This is a genomic window from Variovorax sp. PMC12 (genome assembly GCF_003019815.1).
GTDB lineage: Bacteria > Pseudomonadota > Gammaproteobacteria > Burkholderiales > Burkholderiaceae_C > Variovorax.
In genome coordinates this window covers 5,226,564-5,251,926 of the sequence record NZ_CP027773.1, presented here as the reverse complement: position 1 = coordinate 5,251,926, position 25,363 = coordinate 5,226,564, and the positions used below count along the sequence as shown (strand labels likewise).

Sequence of the window (25,363 nt, the reverse complement as noted above, 5' to 3'; positions counted from 1 at the left end):
ATGCGCCCTCTTTCCCCGCACAGTGCGCGCCGCGCGTCAGAACGCGTGGCGGATGCCGAAGTCGTAGCCTGTCGACGAACGCGGCAGGCCCGAGAAGCCCACGCCGGTGCTGCCGTAGCCCGTGGTGCTGGCCGACACCAGGCTGCCGGTGTAGTTCACGTCGTTGCGGTTGTTCACGCGTGCCACCGTCGCATACAGCGCCGTGCGCTTGGACAGGTTGTGCACGTAGCCGACCGCGAGCTTGCGGGCCAGCGGGTCTTCGCCCGTGACGCCCGCGGCGCCTTCGTTGTAGCGAACCTGCGAGTACGCCACGCGGATCAGGCCGGCGCCCACCGGAACGGTCGCGCCGATCAGGTAGCCGTTGTAGCTGTCGTGCGTGTCGGCCGCGGCCGAGTAGTCGAACTTGTTCTTCACGTTCGACAGCTCGCCGAACAGTTTGACCGGGCCGAAGTCGTACGAAGCGCCCAGGTTGATGGTCTGCACGCTGCGCTCCAGCGCGGCGGTGTCCACGGCGGTGCTGCGGCCCACGCCCAGCGCGATGTCCAGCGGGCCGTTGGCATAGCCGAAGCGCCCGCCCACGTAGCGCCCTGCGCTGCTGCTGGTCGCGGCCGTGGTGCTGGTGGCGCTGGTGCTGGTGTTCTCGGCGAAGCTGTACTGCAGCTGGCCGTAGAAGCCGCCCAGGTTCGGCGGCAGGAAGTAGCCCACCGAGTTGCTGGCGCGCACGTAGTTGGCGTTGTTGATGGTGGTGTTGCCGCTGACGGTGCTGATCACGTTGGTGCCCGAGCCGTTGGTGCCGAACGGATCGAAGACGGTGTCGTTCCAGAAGGTGGGCGTGTAGTCGCGGCCCAGGCGCAGCTCGCCGAAGCCACCCGACAGGCTCACGGTGGAGCGGCGGTTGAAGGTGGACACGCCGGTGGCGCCATCGTCGTTGGTGATGGGCGCTTCGAGCCAGAAGCTCGCGGCCAGGCCGCCGCCGAGGTCTTCGGTGCCGCGAAAGCCGATGCGGCTGGAGTTGTAGCCGGAGTTGCCCAGGCTCCACTTGCTTTGCTTGTTCGACAGGCCCGTGACGGTGTCGCGCGCGGTGTTCGACTGGTAGGTCACGCCGGCGTCGACGACACCGAACAGCGTGACGGACGATTGGGCAGAGGCCAGGCCGCAGACGGCCAGGGCAGCGAATGCCGTGAGGGATTTCTTCATTCAGGTTCTCCGGTTTCAACCGCTCTACATCGAGCGGCAGGCACGCATGGTCTCGTTCAAATTCGGAGGAATCTTGTGAATGCCTCGTCTTTGCGCGAACTGTTGTTTGCGTGCACACCGAATGCGGCGACCGACCGAAACACCTCGTACGAAAAGTCTCCCAAAAGCCGCGCAATGCTCCGGGGCCGAAGGAGCCCCAACCATGACCATTGCCTTGCAAAGCACCATCGCATCGTCGCTGGGCGTGCAGCAGCTCGCCAACGCATTCAGTCCCGCCTTCTCGCACCTGCGCATTCTTCGCAACCTCGTCATACCCATGCCCGAGGGCCACGCGGTGCGCACCGCGCGCATCGACGCCGTGGTGGTGTGCGAGACCGGCGTCTACCTGTTCGAGATCAAGGCCTGGCGCAATGCCTTCGTCTATCGCAAGAAGTCGGACCAGTCGCCGCCGCGCTGGTTCCTGCAGGTGAACGGCTGCAAGAACGCGCGCGAAGTGAAAGACCCCGCATGGCAGGGCGGGCGCAAGACCACGCAGCTGCGCAGCCTGCTGCCCGACGACCTGCGCCTGCAGTACTTCGTGCTGCTGCCCTGCGAGGGCATCGAGCTGGAAGGCGTGATGCCCGCCGCGGTCATCACGCAGCAGGACCTGCCCTACATCGCGCGCCTGGTGCGCAACAACGGGCGCACCGCGCGCACCTACCGCCTGCTGGACGCGCAGGGCATCGACCGCACGGTGGAGCGCCTGCTGGAAATACAGGGATCGCTTTCGCTGGAAGACCACGAGCAGAACTGCCGCGAGAGACTGCAGTAGCGCCGGGAAACGGCACAACCCCGGTGGACGCGGGGAGTCCCAAATTTCTACGACATTGACGCAGACCATGCGGCGATGCACTTACCGAAGTCACTCGCAACGGCCGCCGTTCTGCTTGCCTCGCTGGCGGCCCTCCCCGCATGGGCCACCGATCCGTTCACCGTCAGGGACATCCGCCTCGAAGGCCTGCAGCGCGTTGAACCCGGCACCGTGTTCGCCACCATGGGACTGCGCACCGGCGACACCTACAGCGACGAGCGCGGCGCCAATGCCATACGCGAGCTGTTCAAGCTCGGCCTGTTCAAGGACGTGCGCATCGACGTGAACGGCAACGTGCTGGTGGTGATCGTCGAGGAGCGCCCCACCGTCGCCGACGTCGACTTCGTCGGCGCCAAGGAGTTCGACAAGGCCGCGCTGCAGAAGGCGCTGCGCGAGATCGGCCTGGCCGAGGGGCAGGCCTTCGACAAGGCACTGGCCGATCGCGCCGAGCAGGAACTCAAGCGGCAGTACATCAGCCGCAGCCTCTACAACGCGCAGGTGATCACCACCGTCACGCCGCTGGAGAACAACCGCGTGAACCTGACCTTCACCGTGACCGAAGGCGAGCCCGCGCGCATCAAGGAAGTGCACGTGGTGGGCAACAAGGCTTTCAGCGAAAGCACGCTGCTCGACCTGTTCGACCAGGACACCGGCGGCTGGCTCGAGTGGTACACGAAGTCGAACCAGTACTCGCGCACCAAGTTCAACGGCGACATGGAAACGCTGCGCTCCTACTACCTCACGCGCGGCTACCTGGAGTTCCGCATCGACTCGACGCAGGTGGCCATATCGCCGGACCGCAAGACCATCGCGCTGACCATCAACATCACCGAGGGCGAGAAGTTCGCGGTGGCCGGCGTGAAGCTCTCGGGCGACTACATGGGCCGCGACGACGAGTTCAGGACGCTGGTCACCATCCGTCCCGGCCAGCCCTACAACGGCGACGACGTGGCCGCCACCACCAAGGCCTTCACCGACTACTTCGGCACCTTCGGCCATGCCTTCGCGCGCGTGAAGGCGGAGCCGGAGATCGACCGGGCGAACAACCGCGTCACCATCGTGCTGAAGGCGGAAGCCTCGCGTCGCGCCTACGTGCGGCGCATCAACATCGGCGGCAATGCCAGGACGCGCGACGAGGTGATCCGCCGCGAGTTCCGCCAATACGAAGGCGCCTGGTACGACGGCAACAAGATCCGCGCCTCGCGCGACCGCATCGACCGCCTGGGCTTCTTCACCGACGTGAACATCGACACCGTCGACGTGCCCGGCTCGCCCGACCAGGTCGACCTGGTCGTGAACGTGACGGAGAAGCCCACCGGCTCGCTGCAGCTGGGCGCTGGCTACTCGTCGACAGACAAGGTGTCGCTGAGCTTCGGCATCACGCAGGAGAACGTGTTCGGCAGCGGCAACTACCTGGGGCTGAACGTGAACACCAGTTCGTACAACCGCACCATCTCGCTCACGGCCACCGACCCGTACTTCACCAAGGACGGCATCTCGCGCACGCTGAACGTGTTCCACACCACCACGCGGCCCTACTACGAGGCCGACGGCAACTACAAGCTCGCCAGCGACGGCGGCTCGGTGCGCTTCGGCTTGCCGGTGGGCGAGCAGGACACGGTGTACCTGGGCATCGGCGTGGAGCGCTATTCGTTCACGCCCGGCACCAACGGCACCTATGCGCTGGTCGACGGCTCCTACGTGTACACCGCCACGCCGCAGGCCTACCTCGACTACTTCAAGTGCACCGGCACCGCGCCGAGCGTGACCTGCGCGAAGTCGAGCGTGGTGGGCATTCCGGCCACGCTGGGCTGGTCGCGCGACGACCGCGACAGCGCGCTGGTGCCCACGCGCGGCAAGCTGCAAAGCGCCAACCTCGAAGTGGGCGTGGGCAGCGAGCTGCGCTACCTGAAGACCAACTACCAGTACCAGCAGTACTTCCCGCTGTCGAAGCAGTACACGCTGGCCGTCAACGGGCAGCTCGGCTATGCGCGCGCGCTGGGCGACAGCACCTACCCGATCTTCAAGAATTTCTATGCCGGCGGCCTGGGCTCGATCCGCGGCTTCGAGCAGAACTCGCTCGGCCCGAAAGACTCGGTGACCGACGGCGCACTGGGCGGCACGCGCAAGGCGATCTTCAACATGGAGTTCAGCACGCCCTTCCCGGGCGCGGGCAACGACAAGACGCTGCGCCTTTACAGCTTCTTCGACGCGGGCAACGTGTTCGCCGACCGCACCGCCAGCATGACCGACGCGCAGTGGAAGGCGCAGAACCGCCTGCGCGCGTCGGCCGGCATCGGCATCAGCTGGATCTCGCCGCTGGGGCCGCTGCGGCTGGCGTATGCGGTGCCGCTGCTCTACCAGAAGGAAGACACGGCCAACAACATCGCGGCCGACCGCACGCAGCGCTTCCAGTTCCAGATCGGAACGTCTTTCTGAAGCCGGGGGCCGAAGCCCTGGGTCGCATCCTGCTGGTGGAGGAAGCGCTCGACGTCAATGAACGCCGAGTTCAGCCCGTGGTGCGAGGCGGCACCAGCGCCTTGATGCGCGCGGCGCCTTCCAGTGCGCGGGGGTGCACGGGCCTTCCACCGACGCCCATGGCCGGCATCCCGGGCGTGCCTTGCGCGCCTTGCGGTGGCGGCATGGCGCCCGGGCGGGGCGGACGGTCCACCACCGGGTCGGCGGCCGGGTCGACCACCAGCGCGAGCGTGGCCACATAGCGCTGGCGCTCCTCTCGCACCGCGCCCAGCACCGTGTCACCGGCCCGCAGGGCGATGCCGTCGACGCTGTTGAGCGTGTCGCGCACGCGGGATCGCTGGTAGAGCGGGACCTGCGTGTAGAGAAACTCGCTGAGCGCATCGGGCAGGAAGAACTGCGAGGTGAGCACGGCGCGGGTTCCTTTGAACACCTTCATGTGGATGTGGGTGGTGCGCCCCGCGTACCAGCCCGGATAGACGGTGGCGAAGGCGGCGGCGCCGTCGCGGCCGGTGAACTGGCTGCCGCGCAGGAAGGTCTTGCCTTCGAAGGCGCCCGAGCGGTCGTCGCCCTGCGCCGGGAAGCCCGAGTAGCGGCCCTGCGCGTCGCAATGCCAGATGTCCACGCGCAGCCCGGGCAGCGGCTTGCCCGCCGCATCGCACACGGTGAAGCGCACGTCCAGCGGCACGCCCTGGAGCCCTTCGGTGATGTCGCGTCGGACCTGCGCCACGTCGAGGTAGTAGGGGCCCTCGGTGGTCTGCGCGGTCAGCGGCAGCCTTGGCGTGGCGGCCTCCGCGGGACGGCTGGAGGCGGCAGCCAGCGTGGCGGCGCCGAGGGTGGCCAGCAGGCCGCGGCGGCCGATGGAGGATGTGTCGTGGTGGGTCATTGTTCTTGCTCGTGCTCGGTGGGGCCGGCGGGCCGTGCGCCGGACGGCCGCGTCGCGCGGCCCTCGGCCCAGCGGACCAGCAGCCACCATGCCGGGGCTACGAGGCCCAGGAACAAGGTGATCGCACCCAGCAGCGCAAGGCTCGGTTCCGGATTCATGGCCCTATGCTGCGGCCCCATCTGGGAGGAAAGATGGAGAAGCCCGGCCGGAATTCCTCCCAATTTCCTCCAAATTCCGCCCGCATCATCGGCTTGCCACCCCTTCTTCTCTCCTCCGCCAGGCGTGCCGCAGAATGCGGCCATGCCCTTGCCTTGCCCATGCCGCAACTGACCCTCTCCCGCAAGATCTTCCTGGCGCTGGCCGCCCTGCTGATCGTGCTGCTCATCAGCTTCGCGGGGCTGTCGATCGTTGCGCTGCAGCGGGGCCTGGGCTCCTACGTGGCCGAGATCGAGATCCGGCGCATGGACTGGCTTGCGCAGCTGGTGCTCAAGAACTACGTGGCCAACGGCGACTGGAAGCACCTGCGCGACAACGACGACGCCTGGCAGCGCCTGCAGATGGGCCGCTTCGCCAGCCTGCTCGACAGCACCGCCGCCAGCGGCGACGAGCGGCGGCTGCCGCCCTGGTACGAATACCGCGCCATGCGCCCCGAACCGCCGCCGGACGGCGGCCCGGGCGGCGGCCCGCCGCCGCAGCTCGACCTGATGCCGCGCCGCATGCTCGGCGCACCGCCGCCCTGGGTGTTTCCGGACCCGCGCGGCATGCACGACTCCATCTTCCAGCGCCTGGCGGTGCTGGACGCGGGCGGCAAGCGGGTGGTGGGCGCCGACATCGACATGGCGAACGCCGCGCGCATGCCGATCCGGCACAACAAGTCGGTCGTCGGCTACCTCGCGCTCGCCCCGCTGGAGGGGCTGGAAAGCGAGGCCGACCGCGCCTTCGTCGCGCGCCAGTCGGGCGTGATCGTGCTCACCGGCCTGTGCGGCCTGGGCTTTGCGCTGGTGCTGTCGTGGCTGCTCGCGCGACGCTGGTTCAGGCCGATCGACGAACTCACCCAGGCCGCGCAGGACGTGGCGCGCGGCCGGCTGTCCACCCGCGTCGCGGTGCAGGGCTCGGACGAGCTCGCCCTGCTGGGCAAGACCTTCAACGACATGGCGCAGCGCCTGGACACCGTCGAGGCCTCGCGCCGCGCCTGGCTGGCAGACGCGGCGCATGAACTGCGCACGCCGCTGGCCGCCATGCGCGCCGAGATCGAGGCGCTGCAGGACGGCGTTCGCACCTTCGACGAGCGCACGGCGCTGCGGCTGCACCGCCAGGTCATACGCCTCGGCCAGCTGGTCGACGACCTGCGCAGCAGCATGCGCGAGCCGCAGGGCGACCTGCAGATGACCACGGTGTTCCCGCTGTCGTTGCTGAAAGAGGCGCTGGACCACACGCGCGACCGCTTCGCCAAGCGCGGCATCGAGGTCGACCGGCATGCGGTCGACCGTGTCGCGGGCCCGGCGCAGCCCGTGATCGAAGGCAACGCGCACCGGCTGCACCAGGTGTTCATGAACCTGCTGGAGAACACGCTGGCCTACACCGACGAAGGCGGCGAGCTGCGGCTGGACGTGATCGTCGAAGGCGCCCGCACGGGCAACTGCCTCACGCTGCTGTTCGACGACAGCACGCCCGGCGTGCCCGACGAGGAACTGCCGCGCCTGTTCGACCGGCTGTTCCGCGGCGAGACCTCGCGCAGCCGCGAGCTCGGCGGCTCCGGGCTCGGCCTGTCGATCTGCCGCGCGACCATCGAGGCGCACGGCGGCACCATCGAAGCGTCGGCATCGCCGCTCGGCGGGCTGCGCGTGACCATCACCCTGCCACTGGCCACCTCCTCATGACACGCATCGTCATCGTCGAAGACGAAACCGACATCGCCTCCGTGGTGCAGGACTACCTGCGCCATGCCGGCTACGAGACCACGCACTTCACCGACGGGCAGAGCGCGCTCGAGAGCATCGTGGCCACGCCGCCCGACCTCACGCTGCTCGACATCATGCTGCCGCGGCTGGACGGCATCGAGGTGCTGCGCCGCGCGCGCGAACACACCGCGCATCCGATCATCATGCTCACCGCGCGCATCGAAGAGGTCGACCGCCTGCTGGGCCTGGAGCTCGGCGCCGACGACTACGTGTGCAAGCCCTTCTCGCCGCGCGAACTGGTGGCGCGCGTGCGCGCCGTGCTGCGGCGCACCGCGCCCGGCAACATGCCCGGCCAGGGCTCTGCGCAGAACGATGCGCCGGGCCTGGTGATGGACGACGTGCACTGGCGCGCGTCGCTCGAAGGCACGCCGCTGAACCTCACGCGGCGCGAGTTCGGGCTGCTGCAGGTGCTGTCGCGGCACCCGGGCCGCATCTTCTCGCGCGCGCGGCTGCTGGAGCTGGCCTACGACGACACCGTGGACGTGACCGAGCGCGCCATCGACAGCCACGTGAAGAACCTGCGCCGCAAGCTCGGCGCGGTGACGCCGGAGCATGACTGGATCCGGTCGGTGTACGGCGTGGGCTTTGCCTGGGAAGCGCCCGTTCCGGCCTGAGCGCCGGACATCTTCCCGCCGCTCGCCGCTGCCTTACCGGTACGCCGCCAGCTCCTGCTTGGCGATGGCGTTGCGGTGCACCTCGTCGGGGCCGTCGGCCACGCGCAGGTGGCGCTCGTAGGCGTAGAAGTGGGTGAGCAGCGTGTCCTGGCTCAGGCCCATCGCGCCGAAGGCCTGCATGGCCCAGTCGATCACCTTCACGCAGTTGTTGGGCGTGAGCACCTTGATCATCGCGATCTCCTTCGCGGCGACCTTGTTGCCCACGGTGTCCATGCGGTAGGCGGCGTTGAGCACCATCCAGCGCGACTGCTCGATGAGCATGCGCGACTCGGCAATGCGCTCGCGCCACACGCCCTGCTCCGACAGCGGCTTGTGGAACGCGGTGCGGGACACCAGCCGCTGGCACATCATCTCCAGCGCCGACTCGGCCATGCCGATGGCACGCATGCAGTGGTGGATGCGGCCGGGGCCGAGGCGGCCCTGCGCGATCTCGAAGCCGCGGCCTTCGCCGAGCAGGATGTTCTCCACCGGCACGCGCACGTTGTCGAACACGATCTCGGGGTGGCCGAAGGGCGGGTCGTACATGCCGAGCAATTGCATGTCGCGCACGATGGTCACGCCGGGCGTGTTCTTCGGCACCAGGATCATCGACTGCTGTTTGTGGCGGTCGGCGTTGTCCGGGTCGGTCTTGCCCATCAGCACGAAGATCTCGCAGCGCTCGTGCATGGCACCGGTGATGTACCACTTGCGGCCGTTGATGACGTACTCGTCGCCTTCGCGGCGGATGCTGCAGCGGATGTTGGTGGCGTCGCTCGATGCCACTTCGGGCTCGGTCATCGCGAACGACGAGCGGATCTCCCCGGCCAGCAGCGGCGTGAGCCAGCGCTCCTGCTGGGCCTTGGTGCCGTAGCGCGCCAGCACTTCCATGTTGCCGGTGTCGGGCGCGGAGCAGTTGAAGATCTCGGCGCACCAGTAGCGCCGGCCCATGATCTCGCACAGCGGCGCGTACTCGACGTTGGTCAGGCCCGGGCCGTGCTCGGCCTCGGGCAGGAAAAGGTTCCACAGCCCGCGCTCGCGCGCCTTGGCCTTGAGGCCGGCCATCATCGGCAGCTCGGCATAGGGACGGCCGGCGCGGGCGTTGGCGGCCAGCTCTTCTTCACGGCGTTTTTCGTTCGGGTAGACGTGTTCGTCCATGAACTTCAACAACTCGTCGCGCAGCGCGATCACCTTCGGTGTGAATTCGAAATGCATCAGGCGTCCTTCAACAAAGTGCATTGAAGTTAAGCGGCGCAGCGGGTTTCGCACGGTCCTTCGCGCGACAGCCGCGCGGTGCGGCTGTCACCTGTGTGCCAGCGGCCGGCCGGCGCGAGAATGACGGCCCATGAACACCCAGAACAACGAGACACGGCAAAAACCCGCCGCGTTGCGCCCCGTGCGCAACGCGGCCACGCTCATCGTGCTGCGCGACGGCACGCACGGACTCGAGGTGCTGATGCTGCGCCGCGCCGAGAAGGCCGACGACCAGAACAGCGGCGCGAGCGTGTTCCCCGGAGGCGTGATCGATGCGCACGACCGCAGCCTTCACGCGCAGTGCAGCGGGCTCGACGATGCCGCCGCGAGCGCGCGCCTCGCGGTGCCCGAAGGCGGCCTCGACTACTACGCGGCCGCGATCCGCGAATGCTTCGAGGAGGCCGGCCTGCTGTTCGCGACGGACAAGGCGAGCCCGGGCCGGCTGGTGGCGCTCGACGGCATGCCGGCCGGGCAGCTTTCGGCCATGCGCCATGCAGCGGAACAAGGCACCGACGCGCTGGTTGCGATGTGCGAAGCCCACGGCTGGCAGCTGGCGGTGGACCGGCTCGCGTACTTCACGCACTGGCTCACGCCGCCGGGCATGCCGCGCCGCTTCGACACGCGCTTCTTCCTGGCATCGATGCCCGACGCGCAGACGGTGCGGCCCGACGGCCGCGAGACGGTCGAGCACCTGTGGCTGCAGCCTGCCGATGCCGTTTCCCCGGCGCGCGGACTCAAGCTGATGAACGTGACGCGGCGCATCCTCGAACAGCTCGCGCAGTTCTCGAGCGTGCGGGAACTCATGGACCATGCGCGCGGGCTGAAGCACATTCCGCGCGTCATGCCCCGGCTCGCGGACGGCCCACAGGGACGGCGGCCTGTGAACATGGAAGAGCCGGCATATGACGAGGTCGGGCGCGTCGACCCCGACGGCCAGGGCGGCGGGCGCTATGCGCTGGAGACCGGGCTGGTGATGCGGCTGTCGCCACGGGTCTGGCGCGTCACGGGGCCGGCCGATGCGACTGGCGCGCTGCCGCACAGCTATTTCGCTGGCATCGAAGGCGGCGACTGCGTGCTGATCGACCCTTCGCCGGCGAGCCCCGCGCACATCGCGGCGCTGCGCAATGCCGCGCCGGGCCATGTGCGCCGGATCTGGTCGACACAGGCGCTGCCGCTGGAAGACGCGGTGCGCGAAGCGTGGCCCGAAGCATCCGTGCTGCAACCCGCGCCCGGCGAATCGCTCGACCTCGGCGGCGCCACGCTGCAGGTGCTGAACGGCGCCGGGGGCCTGCAATTCCTGCTGGCCGAAGACGGCACGCTGTTCACCGGCACCGCCACCACCGCCGCCAGCACGGCCGACTGGATCGCCCCACGCCACGGATTCCTGCGCCGCCACGCCGTGACGTAAGAATCCCGTGGCATGCATCGTGCAAGATCGCGCCATGCTTCCCCTGTCTCCCGACGCGCTGCGCCAGCGGCTGCGGTCTTTTGCTTCCCGCGCGCAGCCGCTGCGCATCCTGCTCACGCTCGGCAGCCTGATGGCCGCCTGCGGCTACACCGGCCATCCCGACGCGGTGATCCCGTTGTTCCTCGGCGCCATCGCCAGCGCGCTCGCCGAGACCGACGACAGCTGGCGCGGCCGGCTTCGCGCGCAGATCGTCACGCTGGCCTGCTTCGCGGCGACGGCGTTCGCGGTGGAGGCGCTGTTCGGCCTGCCGTGGCTGTTCATCACCGGGCTCGCGCTCGCGGCCTTCTGCCTCACGATGCTGGGGGCCGTGGAGGCACGCTACAAGGCCATCGCCTATGCCACGCTGATCCTGGGGATGTACGCCACGCTCGGCATCGAGAACATGAGCTCGCACGGAACCACGGTCCACCGTGGCCGCGAGCCGCTGTTGCTGCTGGCCGGCGCGGCCTGGTACGGCGTGTTCTCGGTGCTCTGGTGCGCGGCCTTTCCGGCGCAGCCGGTGCAGGCACGGCTGGTGACGCTGTTCACGGTGCTGGGCAACTACGTGCGCTTCAAGGCCTCGCTGTTCGAGCCGCTGCGCGGCATCGACATAGAGCGCAAGCGGCTCGCGCTCGCGCAGCTCAATGCCGAGGTGGTGAGCGAGCTCAACGCGGCCAAGGAAAGCATCTTCCGCCGCATCGGCGCGCGGGCGCCGACCGGGCGCATCTCGCGCTACCGCGGCCTCTACCTGATCGCGCAGGACGTGCACGAGCGCGCCAGCTCCTCGCACGACGACTACAACGCGCTGGCCGACGCCTTCTTCCACAGCGACCTGCTCTACCGCTGCCAGCGCGTGCTGGGCCTGCAGGGTCTGGCGTGCCTGCGGCTGTCCGAATCGATCGCGCGGCGCGAGCCCTTCGACACCGGAACCGAGACCGTGCTGGCGCTGGCCGACCTGCGCAGCGCCATCGAACATGAGCGCGCGCGGGCCGCCACGCCCGAGCGGCTGGTGCTGCTCGCGTCGGTCGAGGCGCTGGCGCGCAACCTCGCGCAGCTCGACGGGCAACTGGCGGGCGCAAGCCAGCCTTCGGCGCGCGCCGGCCGTACCGAGATGGGCCTGTTCGACCGCTCGCCGCGTTCATGGCGCGACGCCGTGGAACGCGTGCGGCGGCAACTCACGGTGCGCTCGCCGCTGTTCCGCCATGCGCTGCGGCTGTCGATCGCGCTGGTGGCGGGCTACGGCGTGATGCAGGTCATCCATCCGGCGCAGGGCTACTGGATATTGCTGACCACGCTGTTCGTCTGCCAGCAGAGTTACGGCGACACCATCGCACGCATGGGCCAGCGCATTGCGGGCACGGCGCTGGGCGTGGTGGCGGGCTGGGCGCTGCTGCAGCTGTTTCCCCAGCCGCTGGTGCAGTCGGTCATAGCGGTGGCGGCGGGCGTGGTGTTCTTCGCGACCCGCACCACGCGCTACCTGCTGGCCACCGCGTCGATGACGCTGCTGGTGCTGATGTGCTTCAACCAGGTCGGCGACAGCGGCGTGCTGCTGGTGCCGCGGCTGGTTGACACCGCCATCGGCAGCGCGATCGCCGGGCTGGCGGTGCTGCTGGTGCTGCCGCACTGGCAGGCGCGCCGCATCAACGAACTGGCGGCCACGGCCATGCGCGGCCACGCGGGCTACCTGCGGCAGATCGTCGAGCAGTACCGCACCGGCGCGCGCGACCACCTCGACTACCGGCTGGCCCGCCGCAACGACCACAACGCCGACGCGGCGCTGTCCACCGCGGTGTCCGACATGTTCCGCGAACCGGGCTACGTGCGGCCGCGCGCGGGCGTGGCGCTGCGCTTCCTGATCCGCTCGCACACGCTGCTGAGCTATCTCTCGGCGCTGGGCGCGCACCGCGCGGCGCTGCCCGATTCGGCACAGATGGCGGTGCTGCGCAGCTCGGCGGAAGGCGCCATCGCGGCACTCGAGGCGCTGGCGGCGGGGCTGGACAGCGGCTCGGTGGACGGGCCGCGCGACACCGCGGCCGAGCAGGCCGCGCGCGCCGCGCTGGCCCAGGCGGCAGCGGCCGCCGGCGGCGAATCGAACCCGCAGGCGCGAACTTTCCACACCGAACTGGCTCTGATATGGCTGCAGATCGATGCCTTGCGCACCCACGCAAGCGAATGGCTGCAGCCCTCGGGCAGCGAAACGCCGACCGCGCCTGCCTGAGGGAGCATCCGTGCGATCAGGTCGGTTGAAAGTGGCCGCGCCGGACAGCCCCTGGCGCGGCAGGTAAAATTACCCCTTCATGTACCGCTGGTTTGCCGCTACTGTCCTTGCCATCATGTTGTCCTGCTACGGTTTTGCCGTGCTTGCCCACAACATGATCGGTGCCGGCCATTCGCATGCCCAGCAGGCGCAGTCCTCGCAAACCACCCTGACCTCCAAGACGCTCGTCGCCGCCGCATCGCTGGCCGACGGCGCCCTTTCCGACGGCAAGGCCCTGGTCGCCGATGCCGACCCGGCACCCGACGATGCCAATTCGCTCGATGAAGCCGGCTCCGAACACGCCGAGCTGGTCGACGCCCGCAACGACATTCCCCTGCCGCTCCTTCTTTCGGAGCAGCCACCCAAGCTCGGCCTGACCACCACGGTCTCGCCGTTCCTCGCCCGGCCCAAGCGGCCACCCCGCGCCGCGCTCTTCGTCGCCTGAGGCCGCAAGGCCCTGCGCGACCGGGAGCCGCCACGGCTCCCGCCTCCCCTGATCCGGGCCTGCCGCCCAATCGGCGGCACCCGGCATCGCCCAGACAGCAATTTCGTTTTTTTCGGCCGTTCGCCGCTGCGCACGCCAATTCGCACCGCACGGCGCCGGTCGTCCAACAAGCATCAAGGAATCATCACAATGAACAACAGCCCTCCCGTCTACGCCAGCACCGACCTGCCGCTGGCCTCGTCCCAGGAACGCAACCGCGTCCTGCGCAACACCTACTGGCTGCTCGCGCTGTCGATGCTGCCCACCGTTCTCGGCGCCTGGATCGGCGTTTCCACCGGCTTCTCGCGCGCCATGTCGCCGGGCATCGGCCTGATGGTGTTCCTCGGCGGCGCCTTCGGCTTCATGTACGCCATCGAGAAAACCAAGGAATCCGCCGCCGGCGTGCCGGTGCTGCTGGCCTTCACCTTCTTCATGGGCCTGATGCTGTCGCGCCTGGTCGGCACCGTGCTCGGCCTGCAGAACGGCGCCAGCCTGGTCATGACGGCCTTCGCCGGTACCGGCGCGATCTTCCTGGGCATGGCGACGCTGTCGTCGGTCATCAAGCGCGACCTGTCGGGCATGGGCAAGTGGCTCTTCATCGGCGCCATCCTGCTGCTGGTGGCGGGCATCGCCAACTTCTTCCTGAAGTCGAGCGCGCTGATGATGACGCTGTCGGTGCTGGCCATCGGCATCTTCTCGGCCTTCATCCTGCACGACCTCAAGCGCGTGAAGGACGGCCTGGAGACCAACTACATCTCCGCCACGCTGGGCGTCTACCTCAGCATCTACAACGTGTTCCAGTCGCTGCTGGCCCTGCTAGGCATCGCCGGCGGCCGGGACGAATAACACCACCCAGGAAGGAAAGGAACTCCCCATGCGCCTCACCACCAAGGGCCGCTTCGCGGTCACGGCGATGATCGACATCGCCTTGCACGGACGCTCGGGTCCGGTCACGCTGGCGTCGATCAGCATGCGCCAGCGCGTCTCGCTGTCCTACCTGGAGCTGCTGTTCGGCAAGCTGCGCCGCAACGACCTGGTCGAGTCGACACGGGGCCCGGGCGGCGGGTATTCTCTGAGCCGGAAGGCTGCGGATATTTCCGTGGCCGACATCGTCCTCTCGATCGAGGAACACGATGCCGAATCCAACCGCCAGCGCGGCGCCGACGCGCCTGGCGAACCCGGCCGCTGCGAAATCGACGAACTCTGGGCCACCGTGAACCTGCGGGCGGTCGAGTTCCTCAAGTCGATCTCGCTGCAAAGCCTGGTCGACGAACAGAAGGCCAAGGGCGTCCAGGCCGCCGTGCGGACCGACAGCCGGCGCACGCCGGCCGGCCAGCCGGCCGCGCGCAAGCCTTTCGTCGTCGACGCGCCGAACTCGGTGTTCGCACTGGGACGGCGCCAGCAGAGCGCCAGCTAGCTCCAAGCCAGCCACCGCCATAGCGGCCCATGCGGCAGGGCCCGCCGCCACGGATCGACGTGGCGGCGGGCTCGTGCCTGCATGGGCTTTTTGTCGTTGGTTTCAGCCCTTGGAAGGCTAAGGAATTCTTCATGTTGCGACGCAACACGAGCGGCACAATGCACCAACTTTGTGCAAATCACACCCGCGCGACCCGGACGACTCCGGCTCGCGCCGAAACGCGTTTCTCGACGGCCATGACCTCCAAGCTCCTGTTTTCGCTTTCGCTGCTTTCCGTGCTCGTGCTCGCCGCATGCGGCGCCAAGCAGCCTCCCGCCACCGCCGACACGCCGCCGCCCGAAGTCGGCGTGGTCACGCTGCGTGCCACCGACGTACCGGTGCACACCGAACTGGCGGGCCGCACCGCCGCTTTCCGCGTGTCCGAAGTGCGGCCGCAGGTCAACGGCATCGTGCGCAAGCGCCTGTTCGAGGAAGGCAGCATGGTCCGCGCGGGCCAGGTGCTTTATGAGATCGAGCCCGGCCCCTTCGAGGCCGCGCACGAACAGGCCCAGGCCGCGCTCGCCACCTCGCAGGCCGGCATCGCGAGCCTGCGGGGCAAGGCCGGGCGCTTCGGCGAACTGGTCAAGGCCAATGCGGTGAGCCGCCAGGAGCACGAGGAGGCGCAGGCCGCGCTGGTGCAGGCAGAGGCCGGCGTGAAGGCCGCGCAAGCGGCGGTGAAGGCGGCGCGCATCAACCTCGGCTTCACCCGCATCACCGCGCCCATCGCGGGACGCATCGGGCGCTCCAGCGTGACCGAAGGCGCGCTGGTGGCGCCGGGCCAGACGGTGGCGCTGGCCACCATCCAGCGGCTGGACCCGATCTATGTCGACGTGGTGCAGTCGAGCCTGGATCTGACGCGGCTCAAGCGCCGCTTCATCTCCGGCGACATGGCGCCCGCCAGCGCGCAGGTCGGCCTGCGCATGGAAGACGGCCTGCCCTATTCGCACACGGGCACCATGAAGTTCTCCGAAGTCGCGGTCGATCCGGCCACGGGCTCGGTCACGCTGCGCGCGGAGTTCCCGAACCCGCAGGGGTTGCTGCTGCCCGGCATGTACGTGCGCGCGCAGGTCGAGTCCGGCGTGGAGCGGCAGGCCATCCTCGCGCCGCAGCGCGGCGTGGCACGCAACGAGAAAGGCGAGCCCACCGCCCTGGTGGTCGGCGCGGGCGACAAGGTCGAGTTGCGCGCACTGGAGCTGCGCACCACCACGGGCGACCAGTGGATCGTGAGCAAGGGCCTGCGCGAAGGCGACCGCCTGGTGGTCGACGGGCTGCAGCGCGCCCAGCCCGGAGCCAAGGTGAAGCCGGTACCGGTGACGGCCGCGAACACCGCCACGGCTTCTTCCGCAGATTGAGCAACCCGACGTGATCGCGAATTTCTTCATCCACCGGCCCGTGTTCGCATGGGTCATCGCCATCCTCATCATGCTGGCGGGCGGCGTGGCCATACGCACGCTGCCGGTTTCGCAGTACCCGGACATCGCGCCGCCCACCGTCGTCGTCTCGGCCAACTACCCCGGCGCATCGGCGCAGGCGGTGGAGAACAGCGTGACGCAGGTGCTCGAGCAGCAGCTCAAGGGCATCGACGGCCTGCTGTACTTCAAGTCGACGAGCAGCTCGGCCGGCTATGCCGACATCAGCATCACCTTCCGCCAGGGCATCGACCCCGACACCGCGCAGGTGCAGGTGCAGAACAAGGTCAGCCAGGCCACCAGCCGGCTGCCGCAGGCGGTGCAGCAACAGGGCGTGACGGTCTACAAGTCGCAGAACAACTTCCTGCTGATCGTGGCGCTCTACGACGCGACCGACCGCCGCACCGACACCGACGTGGCCGACTGGATGGCCAGCAACCTGCGCGACCCGGTGAGCCGCGTCGACGGCGTGGGCTCGGTGCAGGCCTTCGGCGCGGCGTATGCGATGCGCATCTGGCTCGACCCGCACCGGCTGGCGAGCTACCAGCTGATGCCGTCGGACATCACCGCCGCCATCACCGCGCAGAACACGCAGGTGTCGGTCGGCGAGATCGGCGCGCGGCCGTCGCCCGCCGGCCAGCAGCTCAACGCGACCGTGACCGCGCTCTCGCGGCTGCAGACGCCCGAGCAGTTCCGCGGCATCGTGCTCAAGACCCAGGCCGACGGCGCCGTGGTGCGGCTGGGCGACGTGGCGCGCGTGGAAATCGGCAACGAGTCGTACGCTGAAACCACGCGCCTGAACGGCCACCCCGCAGCCGGCGCGGCCATCATGCTGGCGCCCGGCGCCAATGCGCTGACCACCGCCAGGGCGGTGAAGGCGCGCATCGCCGAAATGGAGCCCTCGCTGCCCGCCGGCCTGCGCGTGGCCTATGCGGAGGACACCACGCGCTTCGTGAAGATCTCGATCCAGTCGGTGCTCAAGACGCTCCTGGAGGCCATCGCGCTGGTGGTGGTGGTGATGTTCCTGTTCCTGCAGAACTGGCGCGCCACCGTGATCCCGGCCATCACCGTGCCGGTGGTGCTGCTGGGCACCTTCGGCGTGCTGGCGGCCTTCGGCTATTCGATCAACGTGCTCACGCTGTTCGGCATGGTGCTGGCCATCGGCCTGCTGGTGGACGACGCCATCGTGGTGGTGGAGAACGTCGAGCGCGTCATGCACGAGGAAGGGCTCGACGCGAAGGCCGCCACCATCAAGTCGATGAAGGAGATCACCGGCGCGCTGGTGGGCATTGCGGTGGTGGTGTCGGCGGTGTTCCTGCCGATGACCTTCTTCGGCGGCTCGGTGGGCGTGATCTACCGGCAGTTCTCGGTGACGATCATCGCGTCGATGGCGCTGTCGGTGTTGGTGGCCATCGTGCTGATCCCGGCGCTGTGCGCACGCTTCCTGAAGCCGGGCGTGCCGCCGCGCACGCGCGGTTTCCTCGGTGCGTTCAACCGGCGCTTCGACGCCGCGCAGGGCCGCTATGTGGGGCTGCTGGGCCGCATGCTGCGCAAGCCGCTGCGCTTCACCGCCGTGTATGCCGCCATCGTGGCGGGCATGGGCCTGCTGTACCTGGGCCTGCCTGGCGGTTTCCTGCCGGAGGAAGACCAGGGCAGCGTGATGGTGCAGGTCTCGCTGCCGGCCGGCGCCACGCAGAGCCGCACCGACGCCGTGAACAGGGCGGTCGAGAAGCACTTCCTGGAAACCGAGAAGGACACCACCGACACCATCTTCACGCTGGCGGGCTGGAGCTATGCCGGCTCGGGGCAGCACACGGGCATGGCCTTCGTCTCGCTCAAGGACTGGTCGCAGCGCAAGGACCCGGAAAAGCGTGCGCACGCCATCGTCGAGCGCGCGAGCGCCGCGCTCTCGAAGCAGCAGCGCGACGCCGAGGTCTACGGCATGGTGCCGCCGCCCATCGAGGGCCTGGGCCAGTCCAACGGCTTCGAGTTCTGGCTGCAGGACACCTCCGGCATGGGCCCCGACAAGCTGGTGCACAAGCGCGAGGCGCTGGTGCGCGACGCCAACAAGGACAGGCGCCTGCAGTCGGTGCGCGCCAACAGCATCGCCAACACGCCGCAGCTGCAGGTCGACATTGACCAGGTCAAGGCGTCGGCGCTGCGGCTGTCGCTGGACGACGTGAACACCACGCTGGGCATTGCCTGGGGCGGCAACTACGTCAACGACTTCATCGACCGCGGCCGCGTGAAGCGCGTGTACGTGCAGGCCGACGCGCCCTACCGCTCGGCCCCCGAGGACATGGGCCAGTGGTTCGTGCGCGGCAGCACCGGCGCGATGACGCCGTTCTCGGCCTTCGCCACCACGCGCTGGTCGCAGGGCGCGTCGCAGCTGGAGCGCTACAACGGCCTGCCCGCGGTGCAGATCCAGGGCGCGGCCGCGCAGGGCACGAGCTCCGGCACGGCCATGTCTGCGGTCGAGGCCATCGCCAGGAAGCAGGCGGGCACCGGCCACGCATGGAGCGGGCTGTCCTACCAGGAGCGCCTGTCGGGCGGGCAGGCGCCGCTGCTGTTCGCGGTGTCGATCCTCGTGGTGTTCCTGTGCCTGGCCGCGCTGTACGAAAGCTGGTCGGTGCCGTTCTCGGTGATGCTGGTGATTCCGCTGGGCGTGCTGGGCGCGGTGATTGCCGCGTCGCTGCGCGGGCTGTCGAACGACATCTACTTCCAGGTCGGCCTGCTCGCGACCATCGGGCTGTCGGCCAAGAACGCGATCCTGATCATCGAGTTCGCGGAAGCGGCGCTGCGCCGCGGCGTGCCGCTGCTCGACGCGGTGGCCGAGGGCGCGCGCCTGCGGCTGCGGCCGATCCTGATGACCTCGCTGGCCTTCCTGGCCGGCGTGGTGCCGCTGGCGCTGGCCACGGGCGCGGGCTCCGCGAGCCAGGTGGCCATCGGCACCGGCGTGTTCGGCGGCGTGCTGACGGCCACCGCGCTGGGCATCTTCTTCGTGCCGCTGTTCTACCTGCTGGTGAAGCGGCTGGCGGGGCGCTGGGGCAGAAGCAGGCTGGGGACGAAACAGGCGGCCTGAGCAACCGTGCCGTCAGCGCCGGCGCGGAGCGGTCGCCACCGAGGCCTGCGCCTCGATCAGGTCATACAGCGCCTGCGCGGCCGGCGAGAGCCGCGCCGTCTTGCGCGTCATCAGCACCAGCGTGCGCGACACCTTGGGCTCCGTGAGCTCGACGATCCGCAGCGTGGGGTAGGCGCCTTTCTGCAGCGCAAGCCGCGGCACCACGGCGGCCGCCACGCGCTCGGCGACCAGCCCCACTGCCGTCGAGCTGCGCTGCACTTCGTAGAAGGGCTTCAGGTTGGCGGCGGCCGCGCCCAGCGCCAGGTCGAGCAGCGGCCGGTTCTCGCTTGCGTGGCCCGCGAAGATCAGCGGGTGCGGTTCGAGCTGGCGCCAGGCGATGCGCTTGCGCTGCGCCAGCGGATGCGCCTCGTGGCAGATGAGCACGTATTCGTCCTCGATCAGCGGCACGCTCTGCAGCTCCGGCGCGTGCGCGCCCGCCATGCCGATGCCGAACTCGACCTCGCGGTGCAGCACCGCATTCGCCACCGCCGATGACGAGTGGTCCAGTATCTTGATGCGGTTGTGCGGATGCCTGGCCGAATAGGCCTGCATGATGCGCGGCAGGAACTGCACGCCCGCCGTGGGCACGCAGGCGATCGACACGTCGCCGCGCTCCGCCTTGCCGGTCTCGCGGATCTCGAGCAGCGAATCGGCCAGTTCCACCAGCAGCCGCCGCGCGCGCGGCACGAAGTCGCGGCCGATGGTGGTGAGCGCCACCGAGCGCGTGGTGCGCTCCACCAGCGCCACGCCCAGGAAGTCCTCGAGCTTGCGCAGCCGCTGCGTGATGGCGGTCTGCGTGACGTTGAGCGCGCCGGCCGCTGCCTGGAAGCTGCCTTCGTCGGCAATGGCCACGAAAGCCTGGATGCCGAGGATGTCGATCTTCATCAGATTTATGAATCAATGGGCAGAATAAATTCATTTTACGTAGCGCTCCCTGCTCGGCAGACTCGCCGCCAGAACAGCAAAGGAACCCCGCGATGACCTGGTCAGCCAAGCAATATTCAGCCTTCGAAGAAGAACGCACCCGCCCCGTGCGCGACCTCGTGGCCGCCCTGCCGCAGCGCGAAGTGCGCAGCGCCGTCGACCTGGGCTGCGGCCCCGGCAACTCCACCGAAGTGCTGGCGCAACGCTTTCCCGGCGCGCTGGTCAGCGGCATGGACAGCTCCGACGACATGATCCAGGCCGCACGCAAGCGCATGCCCGGCGTGAACTTCGAGGTGGCCGACATCGCCACCTGGCGGCCCGCGCAGCCGGTCGACGTGATCCTGGCCAACGCCTCGCTGCAATGGCTGCCCGACCACGCCACGCTCTACCCCCGGCTGGCGCAGCAGCTCGCGCCCGGCGGCAACCTCGCGATCCAGACGCCCGACAACCTCGAAGAACCCGCGCACCGGCTCGCCCGCGAAACAGCGAAAGACCCGCGCTGGGCCGACCGCATCGGCGACGTGCGCCACCCGGCGCGGCACGGCGCCATCGACTACTACGAGATGCTGCAACCGCATTGCAGCCGCGTGGACGTGTGGCGCACCACCTACTACCACCCGCTGGCGGGTGGCGCGCCGGCGGTGGTCGAATGGTTCAAGGGCTCGGCGTTGCGGCCGTACCTTGGGCTGCTCGACGCGGAGCAGCAGGCGGGCTTTCTCGCGAGCTACCTGGCAGCCGTCGCGAAGGCCTATCCGGCGCTGAAGGACGGCAGCGTGCTGCTGCCGTTTCCGCGGCTCTTCATCGTTGCGACGCGCTGACGCGTCTCAGGGCTGGCGCTCACTGTGGCGCCAAGACACCGAACTTGCGCAGATGGGACTTCAGCACGGCGGCTCCACTGCGCCCGTCGTACAGGAAGGCGTGCAGCCCGGCCCGGCGGGCTCCTTCCACATTCTCGAGCCTGTCGTCGATGAACAGCGTCGTGCTTGCATCGGCGCCAACCGCCTTCAATGCTCGCTCGAAGTGGAGCATGCTGGGTTTCGCGGCACCCAGCGCGCATGAGTACAACTCTCCATCGAACATCGACGCATAGCCCAGTTCGGTCGACATGAACCTCGCACGCAGGGCCTGCTGGTTGCTGGCGATGTAGCACCGCTTTCCGCTCGACCTCACAGCGCTTATTGCCTCCTGCACATCGGTGTGCGGCAGGATGGACAGCATGGCTTGGAGAATGGACGGCTTGTGCGCCACGCGATCCCAGGACTTCAGCACATCGAGAAGCGCTTCGTCGAAGCCGTCAGTCGTGGTCCGTCGAGGCCGACAGCAGTTCCCACGCATCGATCTCGCTCGACATGACCGCCAGCTTGTCCCGTACCAACCGGAGCGCGTCCCTGCCGAGCAACAGATGCACTGGCGGGTTCTCGTCGGCCACGATGCGCAGCAAGGCTTGCGCGGCTTTGGCGGGGTCGCCCGCCTGCTTGCCGTCTTTCTCCTGGCGCGCCTTGCGGATCGGTTCGAACAGCGCGTCGTAGTCGGGCAGCGTGCGTTCCGTGCGCACCATCGAACGCCCGGCCCAATCGGTGCGAAAGGAGCCTGGCGCAACCGCGGTCACCTTCACGCCGAAGCCTGCGACTTCCTTGGCCAGCACTTCCGAAATACCTTCGAGCGCGAACTTGCTGCCGCAGTAATACGCGATGCCGGGCATCGTGATGAAGCCGCCCATCGAAGTGATGTTGACGATATGCCCGCTGCGGCGCTCGCGCATTGACGGCAGGACGGCCTTGGTCATGGCTACGGCGCCGAAGACGTTGACGTCGAACTGGCGACGCATCGCATCGAGGCCGGATTCCTCGAGCGTGCCCTCGTGGCCGTAGCCCGCGTTGTTCACGAGTACGTCGATAGGCCCGACCCGTTGCATGACGGCGGCTACAAGCGGCTCGATGGCGTCGAAGTCGGTCACGTCGAGCATCACGGCATGGGCGCGGCCAGGGGCGAGTGCTTCGAAGGCGCCGCGCGCAGCCTCGCCTCGCACGGTGCCGACGACGACGTGGCCGTCCGCGAGCGCAGCCCGCGCGAAGGCGTCACCAAAGCCCGAGCTGACGCCGGTGATGAGGAATGTCCTGGAGGAAGATGCAGCCATGTGGGCTCCTTGAGAAATGGATGCCTCATGCTATGAAACGGGGCCTGCAACAGGAATGCCCGTCTCGCTGAGTTGCTTGCCTGAAACTCCAGCCCGCTGGAAAGAGGCGGCCCGATCTGGCAAATTGGCCGCATCGAACACCCCGCCCCCACCCACGATGACCGTGCCTCCGCTCCCGCCATTGGCCATGCAGGCACGCATGGTCGAACTGCTCGGCTCCCTCGCGCCGACGGAAGGCTACAACCTCACCGCCCTGCCCGATGTGCGCTTCCTGCGCTCGAACCGCCCCTTGAGCCGCGCGCCGGTGCTGTATGACCCTGGCATCGTGATCGTCTGCCAGGGCCGCAAGCGCGGCTTTCTCGGCGACGAGGTGTATCTGTACGACGCACAGCATTACCTGGCAGTGTCGGTGCCGGTGCCGTTCTCGATGGAAACGGACGCCACCGCCGAAGAACCTTTGCTGGCCATCTATTTCCGGCTCGACTTCAGCGTGGCCGCCGAACTCATGCTCCAACTCGACGAACAGGGGCTGGCGGCGCAGGCCGCACCCCGGGGCCTGATGTCCACGCCGATGGACGCCATGCTCGCTCAGTCGGTGCTGCGCTTTCTCGAAGTCATGCGCGTCCCTTTGGAAGCAGTGGTGCTCGGTCCGGCGCTGGTGCGCGAGATCTACTTTCGCGTGCTCACCGGCGAGCAGGGCGCCTCGATGCGCAATGCGCTCACGCGGCAAGGACAGTTCGGCAAGATCGCGAAAGCCATCCGGAAGATCCACGCCTCTTTTGCGGAAGCGCTCGACATCGGTCAACTGGCCGGCGAGGCCGGCATGAGCCCGCAGTCGTTCCATGCGCACTTCAAGACGGTCACGGCCACTTCGCCCATGCAGTACCTCAAGTCGACGCGGCTGCATCAGGCACGGCTGATCATGGCCCGCAGCGAGGTGACTGCAGCCGTGGCCGGTTCGCAAGTCGGCTACGAGAGCGCGTCGCAGTTCAGCCGCGAATTCAAGCGCATGTTCGGACGCGGCCCCGCCGAAGAAGCGGAGCGCATGCGCAAGGCGTTCGCGCTGCCCGACCCGTTGCCCTCATCTGTCTACGTCGCTTCGCACTGACAGCCCGCCCTCAGGGCGAGAAGCCCGAGCGGCGCACCACCGGCTCCCACTGCTGCCTGTAGGCCTTGAGCATCTGCGCGGTTTCCGCGGTCGAGCTCACCACCGGCGTGATGTAGGCCGCCTCGGCCGCCTTCTGCAGCCCCGGATCGCGCATCGCTTCGCGGATGGCGCCGGCCACCAGCTGCACCTTGGCCGGTGACATGGTGCTGGGCGCGAAGAAGGTGTTCCAGCCGTCGGCGTCGATCTTCATGCCGGCCTCGCGGAAGGTCGGGATCGCGGGCGCAAAGCTCGCGCGCTTCTTGCCCGACACCGCCAGGATGCGGATCTTGCCGGCCAGGTGCTGCGCGTAGAGCGAATCCAGCGTGTCGATGGCGATCGGCAGCGTGCCGCCGATCAGGTCGGCCGACAACGGCGCCGATCCGCCGTAGCCCTTGATCTGCGGCTGCACGCTCAGCGCGTCGCCCACCATCAGGCCGAAGAAGTGAGGCAGGCTGCCGGTCGCGGGCACGCCGAACACGGCCTCTTCCGGATGCGCCCAGAGCCGGCCCACCAGGAACATGGCGCGGTCGAGCTGCAGCTTCTGGCCCACGGCCAGCGCGAAGTCGTAGCTGCTGACTTGCGACACCGGCACGAAGTCCTTGTCGGGGTCGTAGCCCACGTCCTTGATGACCAGCGGCGCGACCACCATCACGGCGGGGTTGCCGAGCATCAGCACGTTCTGCCCCGCTGGCGTGCGCCGCACTTCCTTGGCCGCGAGCCGTCCGCCCTCGCCCGGCTTGTTCTCGACCGTCACGGCCACGCCGAGCTTGGCGCCCAGCCGCTCCGCAACCAGGCGCGCGATGCGGTCCGTGGTGCCGCCGGCCGCGTAGCCGACCACCAGGGTCAAGGGGCCGTCCAGCGCCTGCTGCGCCTGGACCTGGGCACCGGAAATGCAGGCGGCGAGCCCGAGGCCCCACGCCAAGAGCCTGCGCCTGGAAAAGAATGCAACCATGGGGGTTTCCTGAGAGCGGTGGTTGTGAGCGGTCATGCGCGATGCCGTCGTGGCGAAAATCGCCTGCCGTTCCTGATCGCTGTTTGTGAAAATTTGTGAGCGGTTTATACGCAGGTAACAAACAGTTGATCTAATCCATCACCTGCTTTCGAGGCCGGTGGACCACACAACGCCCAGTACCCTTAACCCATCCGTATGCAAGTGTTTCCCGACGCGGGTTCGTTGCGCGAGCCGCGATCCCTGGACGACCTGCTGCTCTACAGGTTGTCGCGCGCCATGCGCACCAGCAGCGGCATGGCGACCCGCATGGTCGAGGGCGGCTTCGGCATCACGCGGCGCGAGTGGGGAATGATCGGCACGCTCGCGCAGCGCGGCGAGATGACATCGTCCGCGCTGGCCGCGCACCTGCACCTGGACCGGGTGCGTACCTCGCGCGGGCTGCGCAGCCTCGTCGAGAAGAAGCTGGTGGTGCGCAGGCAGGATGCCGAGGACCGGCGCGAGGTTCACGTACGCCTGAGCGCCTCTGGCGAGCAGCTGTACGGCAAGCTGTTCCCGCGCATCGCGGGGCTCAACACCGAACTGCTCGAGGGCATCACGCCCGCGCACCTGGAGATCTTTCTCCAGTGCCTGCGGCACCTGGAGCAGCGCGGCAATGAACTGAGCGCGCAGGGCGTGGTCATGGAAAAGGCCGACCGGCGCTCGGGCGGCACGCGCCACCGCTGGCCCGAGCGGGAGGCCGGCGGCGGCAGCTGAAGG

The 25,363-nt window shown here is 68.6% G+C and carries 22 protein-coding genes; 14 read left to right on the top strand and 8 right to left on the bottom strand.

Annotated features, from left to right (window positions below; all coding sequences use genetic code 11):
- Window positions 1–36: 36 nt before the first annotated feature.
- Window positions 37–1,197, bottom strand: a complete 1,161-nt coding sequence (locus C4F17_RS24590; protein WP_106937007.1) for a porin — start codon at window positions 1,195–1,197, stop codon at window positions 37–39.
- Between the two features lie 202 nt (window positions 1,198–1,399).
- Between C4F17_RS24590 and C4F17_RS24585 the strand changes: the two genes are divergently transcribed.
- Entirely contained in the window at window positions 1,400–2,008 is a 609-nt protein-coding gene (locus tag C4F17_RS24585) for a nuclease-related domain-containing protein (RefSeq protein WP_106937006.1), read from the top strand.
- A 75-nt stretch (window positions 2,009–2,083) separates the two neighbouring features.
- Window positions 2,084–4,486, top strand: coding sequence for an outer membrane protein assembly factor BamA (gene bamA / locus C4F17_RS24580; protein ID WP_106937005.1), 2,403 nt, complete (start codon window positions 2,084–2,086; stop codon window positions 4,484–4,486).
- A 70-nt stretch (window positions 4,487–4,556) separates the two neighbouring features.
- On the opposite strand, the gene C4F17_RS24575 is transcribed toward bamA, so the two are convergent.
- Both C4F17_RS24575 and C4F17_RS32900 read right to left on the bottom strand, forming a co-directional pair.
- Complete coding sequence (locus tag C4F17_RS24575; RefSeq protein WP_106937004.1) at window positions 4,557–5,408, bottom strand: intradiol ring-cleavage dioxygenase; 852 nt, start codon at window positions 5,406–5,408, stop codon at window positions 4,557–4,559.
- On the bottom strand, window positions 5,405–5,566 hold the full coding sequence (locus C4F17_RS32900) for a hypothetical protein (RefSeq protein WP_155742487.1): 162 nt from the start codon (window positions 5,564–5,566) through the stop codon (window positions 5,405–5,407). The genes C4F17_RS24575 and C4F17_RS32900 overlap by 4 nt, the downstream gene beginning before the upstream one ends.
- 159 nt (window positions 5,567–5,725) lie before the next feature.
- On the opposite strand from C4F17_RS32900, the gene C4F17_RS24570 reads away from it, so the two are divergent.
- Together C4F17_RS24570 and C4F17_RS24565 are read left to right on the top strand one after the other, a co-directional pair.
- Window positions 5,726–7,288, top strand: a complete 1,563-nt coding sequence (locus C4F17_RS24570) for an ATP-binding protein (protein WP_106937003.1) — start codon at window positions 5,726–5,728, stop codon at window positions 7,286–7,288.
- Entirely contained in the window at window positions 7,285–7,983 is a 699-nt protein-coding gene (locus C4F17_RS24565; protein ID WP_106937002.1) for a response regulator, read from the top strand. The genes C4F17_RS24570 and C4F17_RS24565 overlap by 4 nt, the downstream gene beginning before the upstream one ends.
- Before the next feature lie 33 nt (window positions 7,984–8,016).
- On the opposite strand, the gene C4F17_RS24560 is transcribed toward C4F17_RS24565, so the two are convergent.
- On the bottom strand, window positions 8,017–9,234 hold the full coding sequence (locus C4F17_RS24560) for an acyl-CoA dehydrogenase family protein (RefSeq protein ID WP_106937001.1): 1,218 nt from the start codon (window positions 9,232–9,234) through the stop codon (window positions 8,017–8,019).
- Between the two features lie 130 nt (window positions 9,235–9,364).
- Between C4F17_RS24560 and C4F17_RS24555 the strand changes: the two genes are divergently transcribed.
- The 7 genes from C4F17_RS24555 (at window position 9,365) to C4F17_RS24525 (ending at window position 19,408) form a co-directional block, all read left to right on the top strand.
- On the top strand, window positions 9,365–10,681 hold the full coding sequence (locus tag C4F17_RS24555) for an NUDIX domain-containing protein (protein WP_106937000.1): 1,317 nt from the start codon (window positions 9,365–9,367) through the stop codon (window positions 10,679–10,681).
- Between the two features lie 34 nt (window positions 10,682–10,715).
- Window positions 10,716–12,938 carry a YccS family putative transporter gene (yccS, locus tag C4F17_RS24550; protein WP_106937694.1) on the top strand — a complete coding sequence of 741 codons (2,223 nt, stop codon included), beginning with the start codon at window positions 10,716–10,718 and terminating at the stop codon, window positions 12,936–12,938.
- Between the two features lie 79 nt (window positions 12,939–13,017).
- A complete protein-coding gene (locus C4F17_RS24545; RefSeq protein ID WP_234382365.1) occupies window positions 13,018–13,422 on the top strand; it encodes a hypothetical protein in 405 nt (134 codons plus the stop codon).
- A gap of 189 nt (window positions 13,423–13,611) precedes the next feature.
- Window positions 13,612–14,307, top strand: coding sequence for a Bax inhibitor-1/YccA family protein (locus C4F17_RS24540; protein WP_106936999.1), 696 nt, complete (start codon window positions 13,612–13,614; stop codon window positions 14,305–14,307).
- A 28-nt stretch (window positions 14,308–14,335) separates the two neighbouring features.
- Window positions 14,336–14,878, top strand: a complete 543-nt coding sequence (locus tag C4F17_RS24535; RefSeq protein ID WP_081267887.1) for an Rrf2 family transcriptional regulator — start codon at window positions 14,336–14,338, stop codon at window positions 14,876–14,878.
- 236 nt (window positions 14,879–15,114) lie between these two features.
- Window positions 15,115–16,269 carry an efflux RND transporter periplasmic adaptor subunit gene (locus tag C4F17_RS24530; protein ID WP_106936998.1) on the top strand — a complete coding sequence of 385 codons (1,155 nt, stop codon included), beginning with the start codon at window positions 15,115–15,117 and terminating at the stop codon, window positions 16,267–16,269.
- A 13-nt stretch (window positions 16,270–16,282) separates the two neighbouring features.
- Window positions 16,283–19,408: an efflux RND transporter permease subunit gene (locus tag C4F17_RS24525; protein WP_106937692.1), complete on the top strand. Its 3,126-nt coding sequence runs from the start codon at window positions 16,283–16,285 to the stop codon at window positions 19,406–19,408.
- A 12-nt stretch (window positions 19,409–19,420) separates the two neighbouring features.
- On the opposite strand, the gene C4F17_RS24520 is transcribed toward C4F17_RS24525, so the two are convergent.
- Window positions 19,421–20,332, bottom strand: a complete 912-nt coding sequence (locus C4F17_RS24520) for a LysR family transcriptional regulator (RefSeq protein WP_106936997.1) — start codon at window positions 20,330–20,332, stop codon at window positions 19,421–19,423.
- A gap of 92 nt (window positions 20,333–20,424) precedes the next feature.
- On the opposite strand from C4F17_RS24520, the gene tam reads away from it, so the two are divergent.
- On the top strand, window positions 20,425–21,189 hold the full coding sequence (gene tam / locus C4F17_RS24515; protein ID WP_106936996.1) for a trans-aconitate 2-methyltransferase: 765 nt from the start codon (window positions 20,425–20,427) through the stop codon (window positions 21,187–21,189).
- Between the two features lie 19 nt (window positions 21,190–21,208).
- Here tam and C4F17_RS24510 read toward each other — a convergent pair whose 3' ends face one another.
- Together C4F17_RS24510 and C4F17_RS24505 are read right to left on the bottom strand one after the other, a co-directional pair.
- On the bottom strand, window positions 21,209–21,589 hold the full coding sequence (locus C4F17_RS24510) for an HAD family hydrolase (protein WP_159053709.1): 381 nt from the start codon (window positions 21,587–21,589) through the stop codon (window positions 21,209–21,211).
- A gap of 76 nt (window positions 21,590–21,665) precedes the next feature.
- A complete protein-coding gene (locus tag C4F17_RS24505; RefSeq protein ID WP_106936994.1) occupies window positions 21,666–22,508 on the bottom strand; it encodes an oxidoreductase in 843 nt (280 codons plus the stop codon).
- Window positions 22,509–22,665: 157 nt separating this feature from the next.
- Here C4F17_RS24505 and C4F17_RS24500 point away from each other — a divergent pair, with 157 nt between their 5' ends.
- A complete protein-coding gene (locus C4F17_RS24500; protein WP_234382362.1) occupies window positions 22,666–23,616 on the top strand; it encodes an AraC family transcriptional regulator in 951 nt (316 codons plus the stop codon).
- A gap of 10 nt (window positions 23,617–23,626) precedes the next feature.
- Here C4F17_RS24500 and C4F17_RS24495 read toward each other — a convergent pair whose 3' ends face one another.
- On the bottom strand, window positions 23,627–24,607 hold the full coding sequence (locus C4F17_RS24495) for a tripartite tricarboxylate transporter substrate-binding protein (protein ID WP_106937690.1): 981 nt from the start codon (window positions 24,605–24,607) through the stop codon (window positions 23,627–23,629).
- Between the two features lie 195 nt (window positions 24,608–24,802).
- Here C4F17_RS24495 and C4F17_RS24490 point away from each other — a divergent pair, with 195 nt between their 5' ends.
- Window positions 24,803–25,360 (top strand): MarR family winged helix-turn-helix transcriptional regulator, encoded by a 558-nt coding sequence (locus tag C4F17_RS24490; protein WP_106936993.1) that lies wholly within the window; start codon window positions 24,803–24,805, stop codon window positions 25,358–25,360.
- Window positions 25,361–25,363 lie beyond the last annotated feature (3 nt).